Annotated in this window: 16 protein-coding genes; 6 read left to right on the top strand and 10 right to left on the bottom strand. The window is 56.4% G+C overall.

Annotation, left to right across the window (positions count from 1 at the left end):
- Window positions 1-179 precede the first annotated feature (179 nt).
- Window positions 180-2,855: a magnesium-translocating P-type ATPase gene (gene mgtA / locus MKZ79_RS15735; RefSeq protein WP_336143482.1), complete on the top strand. Its 2,676-nt coding sequence runs from the start codon at window positions 180-182 to the stop codon at window positions 2,853-2,855.
- 143 nt (window positions 2,856-2,998) lie between these two features.
- On the opposite strand, the gene MKZ79_RS15730 is transcribed toward mgtA, so the two are convergent.
- Window positions 2,999-3,241 (bottom strand): DUF1158 family protein, encoded by a 243-nt coding sequence (locus MKZ79_RS15730; protein ID WP_336143481.1) that lies wholly within the window; start codon window positions 3,239-3,241, stop codon window positions 2,999-3,001.
- A gap of 338 nt (window positions 3,242-3,579) precedes the next feature.
- On the opposite strand from MKZ79_RS15730, the gene mntP reads away from it, so the two are divergent.
- Window positions 3,580-4,146 (top strand): manganese efflux pump MntP, encoded by a 567-nt coding sequence (gene mntP / locus MKZ79_RS15725; RefSeq protein WP_336143480.1) that lies wholly within the window; start codon window positions 3,580-3,582, stop codon window positions 4,144-4,146.
- 144 nt (window positions 4,147-4,290) lie between these two features.
- Entirely contained in the window at window positions 4,291-4,368 is a 78-nt protein-coding gene (azuC, locus tag MKZ79_RS21280) for a stress response protein AzuC (RefSeq protein WP_442897166.1), read from the top strand.
- 235 nt (window positions 4,369-4,603) lie between these two features.
- Here azuC and MKZ79_RS15720 read toward each other — a convergent pair whose 3' ends face one another.
- The 7 genes from MKZ79_RS15720 to MKZ79_RS15690 form a co-directional block, all read right to left on the bottom strand.
- Window positions 4,604-4,945 (bottom strand): hypothetical protein, encoded by a 342-nt coding sequence (locus MKZ79_RS15720; RefSeq protein WP_336143479.1) that lies wholly within the window; start codon window positions 4,943-4,945, stop codon window positions 4,604-4,606.
- Window positions 4,946-5,066: 121 nt separating this feature from the next.
- Window positions 5,067-5,918 (bottom strand): UilS family quorum-quenching N-acyl-homoserine lactonase, encoded by an 852-nt coding sequence (uilS, locus tag MKZ79_RS15715; RefSeq protein ID WP_336143478.1) that lies wholly within the window; start codon window positions 5,916-5,918, stop codon window positions 5,067-5,069.
- A 323-nt stretch (window positions 5,919-6,241) separates the two neighbouring features.
- Complete coding sequence (locus MKZ79_RS15710; protein ID WP_442897165.1) at window positions 6,242-6,610, bottom strand: SgcJ/EcaC family oxidoreductase; 369 nt, start codon at window positions 6,608-6,610, stop codon at window positions 6,242-6,244.
- A 382-nt stretch (window positions 6,611-6,992) separates the two neighbouring features.
- Window positions 6,993-7,634, bottom strand: coding sequence for an RpiB/LacA/LacB family sugar-phosphate isomerase (locus MKZ79_RS15705; protein ID WP_336143476.1), 642 nt, complete (start codon window positions 7,632-7,634; stop codon window positions 6,993-6,995).
- Between the two features lie 42 nt (window positions 7,635-7,676).
- Window positions 7,677-8,438, bottom strand: a complete 762-nt coding sequence (gene kduD / locus MKZ79_RS15700; protein WP_336143475.1) for a 2-dehydro-3-deoxy-D-gluconate 5-dehydrogenase KduD — start codon at window positions 8,436-8,438, stop codon at window positions 7,677-7,679.
- A 13-nt stretch (window positions 8,439-8,451) separates the two neighbouring features.
- Window positions 8,452-9,591: a beta-galactosidase BglB gene (gene bglB, locus MKZ79_RS15695; RefSeq protein WP_336143474.1), complete on the bottom strand. Its 1,140-nt coding sequence runs from the start codon at window positions 9,589-9,591 to the stop codon at window positions 8,452-8,454.
- A 31-nt stretch (window positions 9,592-9,622) separates the two neighbouring features.
- Window positions 9,623-11,209: an MFS transporter gene (locus MKZ79_RS15690; RefSeq protein WP_336143473.1), complete on the bottom strand. Its 1,587-nt coding sequence runs from the start codon at window positions 11,207-11,209 to the stop codon at window positions 9,623-9,625.
- 311 nt (window positions 11,210-11,520) lie between these two features.
- On the opposite strand from MKZ79_RS15690, the gene adhP reads away from it, so the two are divergent.
- The 3 genes from adhP (at window position 11,521) to MKZ79_RS15675 (ending at window position 14,488) form a co-directional block, all read left to right on the top strand.
- Complete coding sequence (adhP, locus tag MKZ79_RS15685; RefSeq protein WP_336143726.1) at window positions 11,521-12,546, top strand: alcohol dehydrogenase AdhP; 1,026 nt, start codon at window positions 11,521-11,523, stop codon at window positions 12,544-12,546.
- A gap of 349 nt (window positions 12,547-12,895) precedes the next feature.
- Window positions 12,896-13,906: an alpha/beta fold hydrolase gene (locus MKZ79_RS15680; RefSeq protein WP_336143472.1), complete on the top strand. Its 1,011-nt coding sequence runs from the start codon at window positions 12,896-12,898 to the stop codon at window positions 13,904-13,906.
- A 420-nt stretch (window positions 13,907-14,326) separates the two neighbouring features.
- Window positions 14,327-14,488 (top strand): hypothetical protein, encoded by a 162-nt coding sequence (locus MKZ79_RS15675; protein WP_336143471.1) that lies wholly within the window; start codon window positions 14,327-14,329, stop codon window positions 14,486-14,488.
- A gap of 2 nt (window positions 14,489-14,490) precedes the next feature.
- Here MKZ79_RS15675 and MKZ79_RS15670 read toward each other — a convergent pair whose 3' ends face one another.
- Both MKZ79_RS15670 and MKZ79_RS15665 read right to left on the bottom strand, forming a co-directional pair.
- Window positions 14,491-15,507, bottom strand: coding sequence for an ABC transporter substrate-binding protein (locus tag MKZ79_RS15670; protein WP_442897161.1), 1,017 nt, complete (start codon window positions 15,505-15,507; stop codon window positions 14,491-14,493).
- Between the two features lie 10 nt (window positions 15,508-15,517).
- Window positions 15,518-17,626 carry a TonB-dependent receptor gene (locus MKZ79_RS15665; protein WP_336143470.1) on the bottom strand — a complete coding sequence of 703 codons (2,109 nt, stop codon included), beginning with the start codon at window positions 17,624-17,626 and terminating at the stop codon, window positions 15,518-15,520.
- Between the last annotated feature and the right edge of the window lie 439 nt (window positions 17,627-18,065).

The following is an 18,065-nucleotide window of genomic DNA, read 5'->3' as shown; positions in this document are numbered from 1 at the left end:
TAACCATGAAAGAACCTCCGACCAGCGACGGGCGATGGCAAACAGGCAGAGCAGGGAGCTGCTTCCCTTAACCCTCCTTTTTTCTCTTCCCCCGCCTCGCCCAATCCCGACATAAAAAATTAAATCCTCACGCGCAGGATCGCTTCTCTGCGCCTGAATAAAAATAAAGGATTCGGCCTATGAACAAAGCCACTGTAAAACTCGCCCGCGATCTGGCTATCGCTCGCGAGGTCAAACTGAGCCTGGACAGCACGCTGGCGCGACTGAACACGCAGCGCAACGGCCTGACCAGCAGCGACGCCAGCGAGCGCCTGCTGGAATATGGCAAAAATCAGGTCGCCACTGAAAAAGCGCCGCACGCGCTGATCCAGCTGGTGCAGGCTTTTAACAACCCTTTTATCTGGGTGCTGATCGCGCTGGCTGCCATCAGCTTTGTCACGGATTATCTGCTGCCGCTGCGAAAAGGCGACGACACCGATCTGACTGGCGTCATCATCATGCTGCTGATGGTGACGCTCAGCGGCCTGCTGCGTTTCTGGCAGGAATACCGCACCAATAAAGCGGCGGAAGCGCTGAAATCGCTGGTGCGCACTACCGCGACGGTGATCCGCCGCAGCAGCGACAACGCGCGGCCGGTCAGGATGGCGATCCCGCTACAGGAAGTGGTGCCGGGCGATATTATTTTTCTGTCGGCTGGCGATATGATCCCGGCGGACGTGCGCCTGCTCTCAGCGCGGGATCTGTTCGTCAGCCAGGCGTCGCTGAGCGGCGAAGCGGTGCCGGTTGAGAAATATGACGTGCTGTCAGGACTGGCCTCGGCACGCACGCCACAGCCGGATGAAGACGATCTGTTGAACGCGCCCGACATCTGCCTGATGGGCACCAACGTGGCCAGCGGAACCGCTACGGCGGTGGTCGTGGCGACGGGTAGCCGCACATGGTTCGGCTCGCTGGCGAAATCGATCGTCGGCAGCCGTCCGCAAACCGCTTTCGATCGCGGCGTCAACAGCGTCAGCTGGCTGCTGATCCGCTTTATGCTGGTGATGGTGCCGGTAGTGCTGTTTATCAACGGCTTTACCAAAGGCGACTGGCTGGACGCCACGCTGTTCGCGCTGGCGGTAGCGGTAGGATTGACGCCGGAAATGCTGCCGATGATCGTCAGCTCCAACCTGGCGAAAGGCGCTATCGCCATGTCACGCCGCAAAGTGGTGGTGAAGCGGCTGAACGCTATCCAGAACTTTGGCGCGATGGATGTGCTCTGCACCGATAAAACCGGCACGCTGACGCAGGATCGCATCATTCTGGAGCAGCATCTGGACGCGCACGGGCGGAACAGCGAGCGGGTTTTGCAGCTGGCATGGCTTAACAGCCGCCATCAGACCGGCGTTAAGAACCTGCTGGATAAAGCGATCCTCAGCTTCAGCCAGGGCAGTAAAGCAATTATCGGGCTGCAGCGCTACCGTAAAGTCGACGAGCTGCCGTTTGATTTTGAACGCCGCCGCCTGTCGATCGTGGTGGCGGACGAGCGCAACCGTCAGACGCTGATCTGCAAAGGCGCGCTGGATGAGATGCTGGCCGTCGCCAGCCACTGGCTGGACGGTGACGAACGCCGTCCGCTGGATGAAGCGGCGCGCCAGCACTGGCTGCAGCAGGCGGAAGATCTTAATCGTCAGGGATTCCGCGTGCTGATGATCGGCGAGCGCGACCTGGGCGAAACGCCGCTGCGACTGCCGCTGCATAAAGACGACGAGCGGGATCTGACGCTTTGCGGCCTGCTGACCTTCCTTGATCCGCCAAAAGAGAGCGCGCGGGAAGCCATCGCTGCGCTGCATGAGCATGGCGTAACGGTCAAAGTGCTGACCGGCGACAACGCCACCATCACCAGCAAAATCTGTCGCGACGTCGGGCTGGAGCCTGGCGAGCCGCTGTGCGGCAGCGAGATCGAGCGGCTGGACGATGACGAGCTGGCGGCGCAGGTCGCTTTACGCACGGTGTTTTGCCGCCTGACGCCGCAGCAAAAGTCCCGCGTGCTGCGGGTGCTGCAGCGCAGCGGTCATACGGTCGGCTTCCTGGGTGACGGCATCAACGACGCGCCGGCGCTGCGGGATGCGGATATCGGTATTTCAGTCGACAGCGCTACGGATATCGCGAAAGAGTCCGCCGATATCATCCTGCTGGAAAAAAATCTGCTGGTGCTGGAGCAGGGCGTTATCAAGGGACGCGAGACTTTCGGCAATATCATCAAGTACCTGAATATGACCGCCAGCTCCAACTTCGGCAACGTCTTTTCCGTGCTGATCGCCAGCGCGTTTATCCCGTTTCTGCCGATGCTGGCTATCCACCTGCTGATCCAGAATCTGATGTACGACCTTTCCCAGCTGGCGCTGCCCTGGGACAAGATGGACAAAGAGTTTTTGCGCAAGCCGCGTAAGTGGGACGCAAAGAATATCGGCCGCTTTATGTTATGGATGGGGCCAACCTCTTCGCTGTTCGATATCACCACGTTTCTGCTGATGTGGCACGTTTTCGCCGCCAACAGCGTGGAGCATCAGGCGCTGTTCCAGTCCGGCTGGTTTATTGAAGGGCTGCTGTCGCAGACGCTGGTGGTGCATATGCTGCGGACGCAAAAGATCCCGTTTATTCAGAGCCGCGCGGCGCTGCCGGTGCTGCTGATGACGGGACTGGTGATGGTGCTGGGTATGCTGATCCCGTTCTCACCGCTGGGCCACGCCGTTGGCCTGGTGCCGTTGCCCTGGAGCTATTTCCCGTGGCTGGCGGCGACGCTGTTTGGCTATTGCCTGGTGGCGCAGAGCATGAAGCGCCTTTATATCCGCCGTTTCGGCCAGTGGTTCTGAGGAGAAAACCATGAAGCATAACAACGTTATCACCACTATCGTGCTGTTTTTTATCGCCGTTATTATCCTTTCCAGCGGCCTGATGATGATCTTCAGCCACTGACCCCACGGTGCAGCTTAAGGCGGAGTTCACTCCGCCTTGTTCATACTTTGATAAAGCGCAGCCAGATAAAGCGGATTACATAATATTCCAGCGCGCCCAGCAGTAAAAACCACAGGCAGAAGATCAGGGTATAAAGCTGATTGATGTCGCTCAGATGGAACAGCTCGGTCAGGCGGCGCGTCAGCTCAACGCCGAACCAGGGCGCGGGCAGCAGCAGCGCGGAGAGGAAGCCCAGCATCAGCGTGCTCATCGGCATCAGAAAGGTCAGAAAGGGATTGTTCATTGTGCTTACCGTTGCATACAGTGGCGGCCATTCTCCGGCAAACGGCGTATGGGTTCAACCTTCGGCGTTCAGGCGGGTTTAATCCCCTTAAGCTAAAGGGTGAAAGCCTTAAGCCGGTAATTCTTTTGGAGTTTTTCGGCTGATTTTCCGACCGGAATTAGCATTCGTTAAAAAGTATAGCCAATGCTATAATTAAACACCTGATTTTATTGTCTTTTTTTTACCGATATCGCATGGTAGGATGCATGCCACATTGAGCCTGATGCGCTTATTTTTTCCACAAGAAGAGTGCTTTTAATGGCTGGGCGGTCAGTTAGCCGCCAGGTCGGTATAACCACATGAATCTATATGCAACCCTTATCCTGGCTTTCGGTATGTCAATGGACGCCTTTGCCGCCGCGATCGGTAAAGGCGCCAGCCTGCAGCGTCCAGGCCTGAAAGAAGCGCTGCGCACGGGCCTGATTTTCGGCGTGATTGAAGCGCTGACGCCGCTGATCGGCTGGGCCGTCGGCATTGCTGCCAGCCGCTATGTCATGGCATGGGATCACTGGGTCGCCTTTACGCTGCTGTTTGTGCTGGGCGCACGTATGATCGTGGAAGGTTTTCGTAAAAAAGATGAGGTTTGCGAAGCGCCGGAGCGTCACGGCTTCTGGCTGCTGGCGATGACCGCCGTGGCGACCAGCCTGGACGCAATGGCCGTCGGCGTCGGTCTGGCTTTCCTGCAGGTTAATATCGTGACTACCGCGCTGGCGATTGGCGCTTCCACTATGGTGATGGCGTCTGCAGGGATCCTGCTGGGCCGTTTCCTGGGGCCGGTGATGGGGAAATGGGCCGAAGTTTTCGGCGGCGTGGTGCTGATTGGCATCGGCACCAGCATCCTGGTTGAGCATTTGGGTCTGCTGTAGCGCGGCGAACGGACATTTGTGCCCTGACGGTTTTGCCGCTTTATGTTGTTTTTGTGAGCTGGTTCAAATTTATTTGCCTGAAAAACGCGCTTCTTGTATACTTTTTTTGCGTTCTATCAATAAAAGTTGAATCAGGTGAAAAAAATGAAGAAGATTGTTAATTACGTGTTCCGTAGCTACGTTGAAACTTTTAAACACGTACCGCCAGGCGCCATGTATTAATGGCCGTGGCCAGAAACCCTCGATAGCCGCGGTCAGGGAAAGACCGGTGGTTATCACCTTCCGCTTCGCTTTATCCCTTCTGATTCCACCATCGCGCCTTTAACGGGCCTGTATTCTATTCAGCTAAATGTTTTGTCAGGCGTGAGTCGATTGCGCTTTGCGGGCGTATTCATCCGCAGGGAAAACCGCCGCTGCTGACGCCATCGCGACCAACAGGGCGGAACAGGAAGGGCCGTTAGTCCTGGCTTTGATACTCGTCCAGCGTGGCATTTTGACAGGCCTGCGTGCTCTGACGCGCCTGCTGTTTTTGCGCCTCGCTGAGGTTCAGCCAGGCGGCGATCACGGTGCGTGCTTCATCCTCGTCGAAATCCGGCTTCTCCTGAGCGGAAGGCGACTGACCACGCGCGTCCAACGCCTTCAGTTTTGCAATATAGCTGTCTGCCGAGCCGGACGTTTTCTCCTGGGTAACTACCGTGCAAAGATTGGCGATATAGCCTTCAGCCGGATCGTCTGAATCTGCAGCGTGAGCCGCGCCGGTCGCCGCCAGAGCGGCAAGCAGCAGCATAACTTTTTTCATACTTGCTCCTGTGATTAACGTTCAGCCTTTCTACCGCCGGGCGGTAGATTTTTTACCCTGCCCGATAAGGATAGCGTTTCCCTGTCGGGCCGGGTTTACAGGCAAGAGCCAGTACTTTAATTCAGAGCCAGTTTCGGTACCAGTCGATCTGCTGTGCAACGACGTTATCGAAGTGCGGGCCGCTGTAAATATCGTAATGCTTAGCGCCCGCTTCCTGATGCAGCTTTTTCTCTTGCGCCGCTACGGCGTCGAACAGTGCGATGCCCTGTTCCGGCGGATTGACGCGATCTTCACCTGCCACGACCACCAGCGTCGGGCAGGAGACGAGGCGGGCGTTTTCCGCCGGTTTGTAGTTCAGCGTTTCGCGCACCGTCAGGAAAGGAATTTTTACGTCCATCGCCGGGAACTGCGCCTTATTGCTTTCAAAAAAGGCTTTTGACTCTTCGTCGCTAAGAACGCGGGTAATGGCGACAAACATCTCTTTGCCGGTCGCGGCCTGCTTCGCGGCCATTTTGTCCAGCGTGGCGATGAAGCCGCTCTTTTCGTCTGCGGAGAGGTTACCGGTCACTACCGCTTCGCCGTCGGCAAAGGCCAGCTGGCTGACCACGCATTTGACCGCGGGACGGCGCGCAGCGGCGCCGAAGACATGACAGCCGCCGAAAGAGGTGCCCCATAATCCAACGCTTGCGATATCCGGCTGCGAGCTGGCCCAGTCGATAACGGTGACGATATCCTCAATCTGCATGGACGGCACCAGGCGGCCGCGTTCGCCGCCGCTGGCGCCAAAGCCGCGGTAGTCGAAGGTGAGGGTGGTGAAGCCGGCCTGGGTAAACGCTTCGGCGAAGGCGGGCAGCAATATCTCCTGAATGCCGCAAAAGCCGTGGCAAAGAATAATAGCGGGCGCGGAAGAGAGATCGGGCGTGCGTACGGTGACGGCGATATCGCCAGCCAGCGTGCGGGTAAATAGTGACATAAAAACTCCCTGTAATAACGGTAGGTGGTTGAGTATTCCATCCGGTGCCTGGCGATTTTACAGAGTCGCTTTCTATAGCAACATAATCTTAATCAAAAAATAATAATCCGGGCCGAATAAAATTTGCCGGCCCGGATTTTCTCAAGGTGAGAAGAAACAGCATTTTCAGCGAGAACAGAATGACAAAATCACCATTTACTTTCTGGCGAGTAAGATGCCAGTCTTAATAATTCTATCCGTCAGCGAAGCAGGAAATTCTCATTCCGTCTTAACCTTATCCGGGATAAATAATCGCTGAAGAAAACAGGCTGGCGAGCGCTGTTTTAACCTTCAGGCATGGCGGAGGAGTGATGGCTTGAAATCAGCCATTTTTGACCATCCCACGCATAGGTAAAGGTATAACGCGCGGCGGCTTCGGAACCGTCGCCAAAGGTAAAGGTATAGGTGCCGGTATCGATAGCTTTATTGCAGCCGATGCGAATGGTGCGGCTGTCGATATGCCCAACCGGTTTTTTCGCCAGGAACTGGTTGAAGTAGTCGATACGCTCTTCGTCAGTCAGACGAGCCTTGTTGGAGAGCGTTGGCAGCAGAACGGCATCGGAAAGATAGTTCTGCGAAACGGTTTTCGCGTCGCCGGTTTTCAGCGAATCGTTCCAGCGATCGAACATAGAGGCCACTTCTTTTTCGGTCATTTTAACGCAGGAAGTGGTTTCCTGGGCAAAAGCGGCAGAACTGGTAAGAACGCCGGCAATCATTAAACCAATTAATCCAGTCTTCATTAATCATCTCCGTAGTGTTTATGTTTTATAATAAAAATAAAATAACAGAAACGGCTAAACGCCAATTAAACGCCGGCAGCAAACAGAAATACCCTTTCTTATTGATTGATACAGATCACACCCGATGATTACGCGGTTTTGTAATGGGTTTGTTAATTATTTATATGTTGAGTGGAGTAATTCATTAAATAAGCGAGGTGAATAATGGAGTAATAAACGACAGGCGGCTGAGAATAATTATTGGCAATAATAACGCGGCGTGAAAAGCGGCCAGCCAACGCTGACCGCTATAATCTTATTTCTGTAAAAGCTGCTTAACCCAGGCGATGATTTCCGCATCTTTGCCCTGTTCAAACAGGCATTTCTGGAAGCGCTCGCCGCCGACGGCGGTTTTCACCAGCTCAGGATCGATAGCGCGCAGGGTATCCAGATAGTTATCCTTGATTACCGCGCTTTTTACCTGGTTCAGGATGCCGGCGTTGCGTACCTGCGGCTCTTTGCGCTCTACAGGATAGCCTTCGCCGCGACGGCCAGTGAACGCTTTTTCAAACATATAGCGCACGTTCAGCTCGGCGCCCCAGCCGAAGCCTTTGGCAAAGGCCAGCGACAGCGCGTTGCCGTTGTTGATCTGGGCGAACAGGAAAGCGTCCGCCGGATCCAGGCAGTAGCCGCAAACCACGTTGGGATGGATGTTCAGCGACATCAATGCGCCCTGGCCGGTGCCGCAGCCGGTAACGACAAAATCCACCGCTTTCGAGTTCAGCAGAATGCTGGCCATAATCCCCAGATGGATATAGGTCAGATGATGATCGTTCTCGTCGCTCATGCCGACGTTGAACACGGTATCTTTGTTCTGCGCCGCTACGGCCTGCAGCTGCTCCAGCACAATGGCGTTTTTCGCCGCCTGGCTGTTTTCCATCATCAGTGCGATATTCATCTTTTCTCTCCAGTATTCAGTCATTGAGAGGCCGCAGGCGCATCAGCGCGCCAGCCAGCCGCCATCTACCGCAAGGGTATAGCCGTTGATATAGTCAGCGGCTTTCGATGCCAGAAAAATCACCGGACCCATTAAATCCTGCGGCGTACCCCAGCGGCCTGCCGGAATACGCGCCAGAATCTCCGCGCTGCGCTCTTCATCGCCGCGTAGCTGCGCCGTGTTATTGGTGACCATATAACCCGGCGCCAGCGCGTTAACGTTGATGCCGTATTTCGCCCACTCGTTGGCCAGCTGGCGCGTCAGCCCCATTACCGCGCTTTTCGACGCGGTATAGGAAGGCACGCGCACGCCGCCCTGAAAGGAGAGCATCGACGCGATATTGATAATCTTGCCGCCGCTCCCCTGTTTGATGAACTGACGAGCGGCCAGCTGCGATAAAAAGAACAGCGTTTTAATATTGACGTTCATCACGTCATCCCAATCCTGTTCGCTAAAGTTCAGCGCGTCTTCGCGGCGGATCAGACCCGCGTTGTTGACCAGGATATCAAGACGTCCCATCTCTGCTACCGCACGTTCCATCAGTGCTGACAGCTCGTCCTGGCGGCCAAGATCGGCCTTCAGGCTGAGAAAGCGCCTTCCCGTCGCCGCCACTTCTGCGGCGGTATCGGCGGGTTCGCTGCGGTTGATCGCCACGATATCGCAGCCCGCCTGCGCCAGAGCCACTGCCATACTTTTCCCTAAGCCGGTATTACAACCGGTGACCAACGCCACCTTTCCCTGTAGAGAAAAATCGTCAAGAATCATGCAGTTTCCTTAGTTAAAGATAGACGTGCAGGTATTCCACCAGACACAGAATGGCCATCGCCTGCCCGTAAGGCATGGAGGTCAGCGGGATCTGGCGGTAGAAATCAAGGTCCTTACCCATGCCGGTGCCAAAGGAAACCTGGGTCAGCTCGCCATCGTTGTTGATACGGGAAATCAGTCCCTTAATGGCTTTTTCCGCGACCGCGATGTAGCGTGGATCGGCGTAGTGGCGACGGGCCGCCTTCAGCATGCCGAAAGCGAAACCGGCGGTGGCCGAAGCCTCCAGGTAGGAGTTGGGATCGTCCAGCAGCGTATGCCACAGGCCGCTCTCGTCCTGACACTTCTCCAGCGCCGCCAGCTGGCTGTTCAGCACTTCGATCAGATAGCGACGGGTCGCGTCTTTTTCCGGCAGCTCAAGCAGCTCCAGGAATTCCGGGATAACGATGGTGATCCAGCTGTTGCCGCGCGCCCAGCGAGCGTTGGCGAAGTTATGGTTGCCTTCAAAAGTCCAGCCGTGGAACCACAGGCCGGTTTCCTTATCCATCAGATGCTGGGTATGCAGCATAAACTGATACTTCGCCTCTTCCACATACTCCGGGCGGTTGAGCAGCTTGCCGATTTTCGCCAGCGGCATCACGGTCATCATCAGCGTGTCGTCCCACAGCTGCTGATGGTTCTCTTCCGCCAGGGTAATATGCTGCAGGCCGTTCATGCGAGTGCGCGGCATGGCGTGCATAATCCAGTCCGCCCAGCTTTCCAGATAGGGCAGCCAGCGCGGATCGCGGGTTTCTTCATAGCGGTATGCCAGCGTCAGGAACGGGCATACCGTGTTGACGTTACGGGTTGTGGAGCCTTCCGCAAAACGGTCGCTGAACCAGTCATCAATGATGGCGCGCAGCCTGTCATCACCTGTCTGGCGGTAATACTGGTGAATGCCGTACAGCCCGATGCCGTGCGTCCATTCCCATCCTGCCCAGCCTTTGGTATCGATCACCCGGCCATCATCCAGCCGCAGCAAAAACTCGCCGGTTTCGTCGGTTATATTCACCAGGTTGTCCACCAGCTTGTTGATCAGCTGATGCAGCTCGTGGCTGGCGATAAACCTTTCCGGCTGACGCAGGAGTGGGCTGTGTTTTACTGGGTATACGACCATAATTGCACTGTCCTCGTGAATCTTAAGTTGACTATGAATGCGTTAAATTGTCGCCTGGCGCGGTTTTCGCCGTCTGCGCGGGCAGGACGCCGGCGGCGGGCTTGTGGCGATTCAGGTAACCAATATTGTTATTGCCCCAGAGTGATTCGTAAGGCATACCGGCCAGCATCTCGACGGTGGCGCGAGCCTGCGGCGTAATCTTGTCCGGCGTCACGTTGCCCGCCTGACGCATTTTCTCCGTTTCCTCACGCAGAACTTTGTGCGTGGACAAATTGAGCTTAAAGCGCAGGGAGATCATAAAGCCGAGGAAGAGGACGAAAATCGTGCCGCCGCACATGATCATCAGAATCGCGTGGCTGACGTTTGGCGCCTGCTCGGTAGCGCCCGTCACGAAGCCGGAGAGCTGCATCAGAATGCCAACCAGCATTACGGCGCCAGCCTGTGAGGCTTTGCGTGTCAGGGTCATGATGCCGGCAAAGATGCCTTCACGACGCTGACCGGTAATCACCTCATCCACGTCCGCGATATAGGTGTAGATATTCCACGGCACGTAGTTGATGCCGCCGCGGCCCAGGCCGGCGATAGCGGAGATCAGCAGCAGCAGCGAGAACACGTCGCTCATGCCGCTGTAATAGAGCACGCCGTAGGAAAGGGTGCTGAGCGCGAACAGCGTCACAACGATGCGGTAAGCCGGCGCAGGCCCGATGCGGATACAGAGCGGGATCATGCCGATAACGGCGACAAATTGCAGGATCGCCATCGTCCCCATCAGGTTAGAGGCCACGGTAGCCTGCTGCATCAGCACAAAGACCACGTAATAGGTGAAGACGGCGTTAAAGACATCCTGCGCGATGTAACCGCCCAGATACATGCCCAGATGCTGGCGAAAGATGCGGATGCGCAGCGTGGAGAGCAGTTCTATTTTCAGTCGGTTCAGGCTCTGGCCCAGCGTCAGCTTCTGCTGTTCGGCGGCCAGCGCGGCGGCGGATTTCTTCTCGGCAGGCCTTTCCCAGGTAAAGAGATAAACCAGCGTCAGTACAATGGCGCACAGCACGGAGAAGACCAGGCTGGAGTAGAAAAAAGAGAGCGGATTATTTTTACCGAAATAGCCCAGCAGGATGCCCGGCAGGAAGGCGGCCAGGATTGCGGAAAGCTGCGCCAGCGCGATGCGGGCGCCGGAGAATTTGGTTTTCTCTTTAAAGTCGTCGGTCATTTCCGGCACCAGCGTTTCATAAGGCACCAGGATCGAGGTGTAGACCACTTCAAAGAAGAGATAGGTCAGCAGATAGTAGACGTAGGTCATATCGCCGACCCACATCAGGCTGTAGCTGAAGACCAACGGAATGCCGATAAGAATAAAGAACTTACGACGGCCAAACCGCTTGCCGAGTCGGGTAGAACCGAAATGATCGGTCAGGTAGCCCATCAGCGGACTGACCACGCCGTCCACAATACGAGCCATAGCGAAAATAGAGGTGGCTTCAATCGGGGAGAGGCCGCAGAACGTCGTATAGAAGTAGAGCAGCCAGGCAGAAGTCAATGCCATGGTTCCGGCACCAAGAAAATCCCCTGATCCATAGGCGAGATAATTAAGCGTTCCTGGTTTACGTATCGTCATAGTGTTCATCCTGAGTAACCAACATGCACAGCCCGGCTGTATGTCGGGAGATGAGCTACGTTAGATTTATGGCGATCGGAAAACCTTTGCGATTTTGCCAGCAGGAAACGGGCGATGGCGAAGAGAGGAAGATAGCGGCGGCCTGCTTCACTAATTTAATAAAATGGCGTTTCATTTTTATTGAATCAGTGAATCATGCTGAATTGAACACAATTTGTTGCGGATTAGAGGCAAGTTAGCGGGGTTAAATCAAACCAGGTTGAGGAAATGTTTATATAGTTAAAAAACAATCAATCGAAGAGGAAGGGATGATGAAAGCTGCTGTGGTAAGTAAAAATCGTACCGTAGAAATTGTTGAGAAAAAGCTGCGCCCGCTGGCGCATGGCGAAGCGCTGCTGAAGATGGAGTGCTGCGGCGTTTGCCATACGGATCTGCACGTTAAAAACGGCGATTTCGGCGATCGCACCGGTATTGTGCTCGGGCATGAAGGCGTCGGCGTGGTCAGCGAAGTCGGGCCGGGCGTGACCTCGCTGAAGCCGGGCGACAGGGCCAGCGTCGCCTGGTTTTATAAAGGCTGCGGCCACTGCGAATATTGCACAACGGGTAATGAGACGCTGTGTCGCCAGGTACTGAACGCCGGTTTTACCGCCGACGGCGGCATGGCGCAGGAGTGCATCGTCGTGGCAGACTACGCGGTGAAAGTGCCGGACGGCCTGGATCCTGCAGCGGCCAGCAGCGTGACCTGCGCGGGCGTCACCACTTATAAAGCGGTCAAGGTTTCCGGCATCCAGCCCGGCAAATGGCTGGCGATTTACGGCCTGGGCGGCCTGGGCAACCTGGCGCTGCAGTATGCCAAAAACGTGTTTAACGCCAAAGTGATAGCGGTAGACGTCAACGACGCGCAGCTGGATTTCGCTAAGGAGATGGGCGCTGATTTAGTGATTAACTCGCTGAAGGAGGATGCCGCGAAGGTTATCCAGGCGCAAACGGGCGGCGCGCACGCAGCGGTGGTGACCGCCGTTGCCAAAGCGGCCTTTAATTCCGCGGTGGACGCCATGCGCGCTGGCGGTCGCATCGTCGCCGTCGGTTTGCCGCCGGAGTCGATGAGCCTGAATATTCCACGGCTGGTGCTGGACGGCATTCAGGTCGTCGGGTCGCTGGTCGGCACGCGCGAAGATCTGGCCGAAGCCTTTCAGTTCGCGGCGGAAGGCAAAGTGGTGCCGAAAGTCACCAAACGTTCCATTGAGGAGATTAACGACATCTTTGATGAAATGGTGGAAGGAAAAATCAAAGGCAGAATGGTGATCGACTTTACCCGCGAAACGGGCGATAACTGATGCTGACCTGCCTGTGGAAAAAGCGTGACGTGCGCTTTCCACAGGCAGCCCGCTGTCAGGCGCTCATAAAGAAGCTGGAACGCTCCGGCGCTTCTGGCTCCAGTCTGCAGCACAGGCTCAGCCATACCAGCGAGATCAGCCAACCTACATTGCTTAACATTTGTTTTCCCTTTTAACACGCGGTAACAAATCAACTCTACTCGCCCGTGAGGAATTCGCCACAGGCATAGCTCTTTTTGCTAATCGCGCCGCCCTTTTTCTGCAGGCAGCGCCGGAATGACGTCTCCTCCCCAGGCCGATATCCGCTAAGCTGAAAGGCGGCTTTTTGATGTTAATGAGGATAATGCATGTGTTAAAAACGACCCGGATACTCTTGTCGGCAGGCGCGCTGCTGATCTTTAGCGCGAGCGCCGCTGAAACCACGCCGCAGTATGGCGAGGAGCTGCAGGGCTTCGCTTTTCCTTACCCGATCGAAAAATTCGCTTTTTCATCCCAGGGAGAGTCGCTGACGATGGGCTATATCGATGTCCGTCCGCAGGGCAAGGCCAATGGCCGGACAGCAGTGCTGATGCACGGCAAAAATTTCTGCGGCGTAACCTGGCAGGATTCGATTGAAGCGCTGCGGCGCGCAGGCTATCGGGTTATCGCGCCGGATCAGATCGGTTTCTGCACTTCATCCAAGCCCGCCAGCTATCAGTACAGCTTTCAGCAGCTGGCGTTAAACACGCATCAGCTGCTTGCCACTTTGCATATCGACAAGGTCAGCCTGGTGGGCCATTCCACCGGCGGTATGCTGGCCACACGCTACGCGCTGATGTATCCGCAGCAGGTAGAGAAGCTGGCGCTGGTCAATCCCATCGGGCTGGAGGACTGGAAGGCGAAAGGCGTGCCGTGGCGCAGCGTGGACGACTGGTATCAGCGGGAACTGAAAACCAGCGCGGCAAGCATCAAAGCCTACGAGCAAAAAACCTATTACGTCGGCCAGTGGAAACCGGAATACGATCGCTGGGTCACGATGCTGGCGGGATTAAATAACGGCCCCGGAAAAAAACGGGTCGCCTGGAACTCCGCGCTGCTTTACGACATGATCTATACCCAGCCGGTTTATTACGAATTCAAAAACCTGGCGGTGCCGACCACGCTGCTGATCGGGACTGCGGACACTACCGCGATTGGCAGCGATATCGCGCCGCCGGAGGTGAAAGCGAAAGTCGGGCATTATAACGAGCTTGGCAAAGAGGCGGCGAAGCTGATCCCTCATGCGACATTAATTGAATTTAACGGCATGGGGCACGCGCCGCAGATGGAAGATCCGGCGAGGTTTAATCGCGCGCTGATCGACGAGCTGAATAAATCCTGACGACAGCGCAGCGCAGGCGAAAAGCCTGCGCTGGCGGCCAGACGTTGACGCCTGCGTGGTGCCGGGTGCCTCCCGGTGGATCGGAAAAGCCATAACCCGATCCGCTGTATGCCACATGGTTAGCGTTTTGGCTTAGCCCCGCCGCTCAGGGGGATTCACCACGGCAAAAAGAATATACAGCGCCTTCTCAACCAATGATAAACGCGTCCGGCAATGGCAACGATAAATAATGCCGGTCGCGCGTTAATTCTGGCTGGTAATAGTTAATATAAATAACGAATTATTTATTATTAATAACGTTTCCTTTGCGCTTATTTTAAATAACAGGCGGTAAAAAGCCTTTATCTGCGGCGTTGGCTTCGCGTTTATTTCCTGCCTTCTATGCTCTGGCAAAAATAAATCGTTCTTGCCGAAAAAGAGATGAAAAAATATAGCGCGCTAATCTGTCTGCTGCTGTCGCTGAGCGGCTGCATGGGCCATCACCACCATGCCGATCCGGCGAACAGCCAGAGCCGTCCGGCAGAGTGTTCCAGCCACAGCCAGGAGATCGACTGTAGCTGGAACGTGCCTGATAACGCGTAGCGTTAATCCGGGCTTTTCGCCTGCAAAATCCGCTGCGCCTCGTCGGCGTTCAACGGGTAATCAAAAAAACGCTGATAAAAGTCCCGAGTCGTTTTCACCATATCCAGCTGAGGAAAGCGCTGTGGATGCAGCAGCTTTGCCGCCCACTGAATCTGCAGCGCGGCTTCCGTGCCGTAGCGATCCCACGGAAAAACGCCCGCCGGATTTTGCCAGACCTGGTGCTGTTTGACCGCCCGCAGACTGGCGAACAGCGCCGCGTAGTCCGAATCGGCCAGCGTGCCGGCGCCCGCGCCGATAATGATGATATCCGGCTGCCAGAAGAGCACGCTTTCCGGTGAGATCTCTTTCATATTGCCATCGACTTCCGCCGCCGCGTTGCGACCGCCCGCCAGCCTGATCCAGGTATCAATCAGCGTGTTACGTCCGTCGACCTTCAGCGGATGCAGTGACTGAATATGTAGCACGCGCGGCCGCTGGCTTTCCTTTAGCCCGGCGGTTTTGGCCTGAATGGCGGCTATCTGTTGATTGAGATAAGCGTTATAGGCCAGCGCCCGCTGCCGCGCCTGCGGCGTGCCGACCACCTCCGCCGTGGTCAGCAGCGAGCGCTGCAGGGAAGGGAAGTCGTCAAAGCGCATCACCAGCGTCGGCAGCCCGGCCCGTCGGTAAGCGTCGGCGTCGGCGTCCTGCGCGGGAACGAATACCGCGTCCACTTTCGCCGCCAGCAGCGCCTCGCTGTTGAACGTGCGGCCATGTACCGCCAGCGCCTGGTGCAGCGAAGGCTGGATTTTAAACATCCAGGGGCGATCGCTGGCGTGATTGACGGTGGCCACGATGCGGTCGCCCGCGCCCAGCGTCATCAGCAGCGAGTGGTGCGCATACCAGCCGTCGGCAATGCGTCGCGCCTGCTGCGGCACCGTCACCGTGTTGCCGACATCGTCCGTTACGGTGCGGGCGAAGGCGGCCGATGCGGTAAAGAAGCTGAAAGCCGCCAGCAGCGGCATCATCAGACGTTTATTCATGGCATCCCCGTCAGAAGTTAAGCTGCATGGAAACCTGCACCCTACGCGGCTCGCCCAGCTGCGCGCTGGCGTAGCCCGCGCCGCTGTAGCCATTCAGACCGCCCGGCACGATATTGCTCCAGTAGTGGCGGTTAGTCAGGTTTGTCATATCCAGCCGAAAAGTGGTGTCGGTGTTGAACAGCCGCGTTTTGTAGCTGCTGCCGATATCGAAAGTCGCATAGCTGCCGACCCAGCTGTCGTTGGCGTTATCCGTGCTGCGGCGTCCCACATAGCGCATGCCGCCGTGGATGTCCGTGCCGCTCAGGAAAGGCAGATCGTAGGCGGCGAACAGGCTGGCCGTATAGCGCGGCAGACCGACAATCTGTTTGTCGCTGGTCGCGGCGCTGGCGGTGTCACGCAGACGCGGATCGAGCCAGGTCATGCCGCCATACAGATGCAGATTGCCGGTCACGTCGCCGTTGGCCATCAGCTCCAGGCCGCGGTTGCGCTGGTTGCCGTCAACAGCGTAGTCGCCGCTGGTGGCGGTATAGGCGAAAGGCCGATCGATTTGGAACAGCGCGGCGGTCAGCAGCAGCTTGTCGATCGCCAGTTTGCTGCCGACTTCCACCTGTTTGCTGCGATAAGGCGACAGAATGCTGCCGGCGTTATTCGATCCGGCGGGCGCGGTATCGCCCTGCTGCAGGCTGTCGGCCCAGGTCACATAGAGCGTCAGCGGATCGACAGGCTTGTACATCAGGCTGGCGGAGCCGCTGAAGCCGCTGTCGCTGGAATGGCTGCTGCGGCTGCCGGTCTTCGCATAGTTGGCCGAGGTCAGAAAGCTTTCGCTCCCGGCCAGCAGCAGGCTCCACTGCGGTGAAAAGGTTAGCGTGTCGCTAAGCAGAAAAGCCTGCTGCGTCGCGGTCGCCGAGTGATAGCGATGGGTAAAGTCGGGGTAGTCCGGCTCGGCGAAAGATTGCGGATCGTCAAGCGAGGCGCTGCCCAGCGTGCTGGTGCCGCCGTGCAGCGGATTATAGTTTTTCCAGACAAAGCCGCGCATTCCGGTGGATATCTGGTGGCGCAGCCAGCCGGTTTCCACTTCGCCGTTCAGGTTCGCCATATAACTGTTGATAGTGAAGCGGCTGGCGGTAGAAGACGAGGTGGTGGTTTTATAGCTGCCAGCGCGATCGGTAAAGGTATTGGTGACCGCAGTGGATTCACGATCGGCAATCTGGCGCAGTACGCCCAGCTCGCCCTGCCAGTTACCGTCAAAGTCATGTTTCAGATGCAGGCTGGCGGTCAGCGTGTGGTTGTCGCTGCCGGCGTAATACTGTCCCAGATGCGCGGTTTTCGGATTGAGCGCGGCAGGGAAAGAGAGGCCATTGCCCAGCGCGAACTTGCCGGGCAGCCCTTTTTCGTAATAGTGGTAGTAGCTGAAATTGCTTTCCAGTACGGTACTGTCGGTCGGCGTGGCGTCCAGCCCCAGGCTGACCAGCTGACGACGCTTTTTGCTGCCGCTGGTAAAGCCGTCGCCCTCATCGTCGAGGAAGTTGGCGCGATAGCGCAGGCGATCGTTGCTGTCCAGCGGGCCGCTGAAGTCGCCGGCAACCAGATGGCTAAGGCCGGTACCTGCGCCAAAAGTCAGGCTATGCCGGGCGATATCGGTCGGGCGCTTCGCCACAAAATTAAACAGGCCTGCCGGGTTCGCCGGGCCGTACAGCGATCCGCCCAGGCCGTTCAGCACTTCTATATGGTCAAACTGTTCGGCGGCGTAATCGGTGGTCGACACCACATTGAGGCCATCGATCATCGAGTTTTGCACTACGCTGCCCTGCATACCGCGAGTTTGCGGCCTTGCGCCGTCGCCTTGAACGGAAGGCATGTAGCGATAGATATCGGTGATGCTTTTTAACTGCTGATGCTTCATCAGCTCCGGGGAAACGACCTGAACGGAATAGGGCGTGTTGCGGATCTCCTGCTTGCCGAGATTGCCCAGCGTGGCCTGCTGGTCGGGCGCGGCCGTCTCGCTGTCGGGCGCGGCGGCCACGGTCAGCGTTTTTTCCTGGGAAGCGGCCTGATTTGCCATAAAAATCAATACGCAGAGCGCGCTTTTAGCCGCGCGCGGCGTGGGGAAAATCGTCATTTTTTATTATGCCTTGCCGACAGACGAACCGCTGTCCGCCTGTTGAAATGTAAAGAGCGCGTAAGGATAGCATAACGCTATATCGTTAAGTATATAGCGTGTGCTTCAGGCCTTTTTCGAAGCACACTGCTGGCGAAACGGCCAGCCGACGGCAAACCTGGTGAAAATAGCGTGATTTGCATCATATTATTCCACCCTGCCCGTAGCGAAAAAATAACTTTCCTTGTATCCGCTGGCAGAGCGTAAATTTTTCTGTCGCCTGATGCTTCCTGTGGCGCGCCGGCGATTTTATTTAAACAGGATGCCGATGAAATAGCGTGATGCCGACACTGCAGGAAAATAACCGCCAGAGCATTATCTCAGAAAATTCCTGATTTGTAGGATTGCTTTATCTTTAGAGTGATTTTTATTTTTATATGGTTAATATTGAATATATTCA

The organism is Erwinia sp. CGal63 (assembly GCF_037026505.1).
Lineage (GTDB): Bacteria > Pseudomonadota > Gammaproteobacteria > Enterobacterales > Enterobacteriaceae > Erwinia.
Note: the sequence above shows the minus strand (reverse complement) of the source record. Positions and strands in the feature narration are given on the sequence as shown.

Excerpts from the sequence above, each read along its gene's own strand:
- mgtA (WP_336143482.1), top strand. The coding sequence starts at position 180 with ATGAACAAAGCCACTGTAAAACTCGCCCGCGATCTGGCTATCGCTCGC.
- MKZ79_RS15730 (WP_336143481.1), bottom strand. The coding sequence starts at position 3,241 with ATGAACAATCCCTTTCTGACCTTTCTGATGCCGATGAGCACGCTGATG.
- mntP (WP_336143480.1), top strand. The coding sequence starts at position 3,580 with ATGAATCTATATGCAACCCTTATCCTGGCTTTCGGTATGTCAATGGAC.
- azuC (WP_442897166.1), top strand. The coding sequence starts at position 4,291 with ATGAAGAAGATTGTTAATTACGTGTTCCGTAGCTACGTTGAAACTTTT.
- MKZ79_RS15720 (WP_336143479.1), bottom strand. The coding sequence starts at position 4,945 with ATGAAAAAAGTTATGCTGCTGCTTGCCGCTCTGGCGGCGACCGGCGCG.
- uilS (WP_336143478.1), bottom strand. The coding sequence starts at position 5,918 with ATGTCACTATTTACCCGCACGCTGGCTGGCGATATCGCCGTCACCGTA.
- MKZ79_RS15710 (WP_442897165.1), bottom strand. The coding sequence starts at position 6,610 with ATGACCGAAAAAGAAGTGGCCTCTATGTTCGATCGCTGGAACGATTCG.
- MKZ79_RS15705 (WP_336143476.1), bottom strand. The coding sequence starts at position 7,634 with ATGAATATCGCACTGATGATGGAAAACAGCCAGGCGGCGAAAAACGCC.
- kduD (WP_336143475.1), bottom strand. The coding sequence starts at position 8,438 with ATGATTCTTGACGATTTTTCTCTACAGGGAAAGGTGGCGTTGGTCACC.
- bglB (WP_336143474.1), bottom strand. The coding sequence starts at position 9,591 with ATGGTCGTATACCCAGTAAAACACAGCCCACTCCTGCGTCAGCCGGAA.
- MKZ79_RS15690 (WP_336143473.1), bottom strand. The coding sequence starts at position 11,209 with ATGACGATACGTAAACCAGGAACGCTTAATTATCTCGCCTATGGATCA.
- adhP (WP_336143726.1), top strand. The coding sequence starts at position 11,521 with ATGAAAGCTGCTGTGGTAAGTAAAAATCGTACCGTAGAAATTGTTGAG.
- MKZ79_RS15675 (WP_336143471.1), top strand. The coding sequence starts at position 14,327 with ATGAAAAAATATAGCGCGCTAATCTGTCTGCTGCTGTCGCTGAGCGGC.
- MKZ79_RS15670 (WP_442897161.1), bottom strand. The coding sequence starts at position 15,507 with ATGAATAAACGTCTGATGATGCCGCTGCTGGCGGCTTTCAGCTTCTTT.
- MKZ79_RS15665 (WP_336143470.1), bottom strand. The coding sequence starts at position 17,626 with ATGACGATTTTCCCCACGCCGCGCGCGGCTAAAAGCGCGCTCTGCGTA.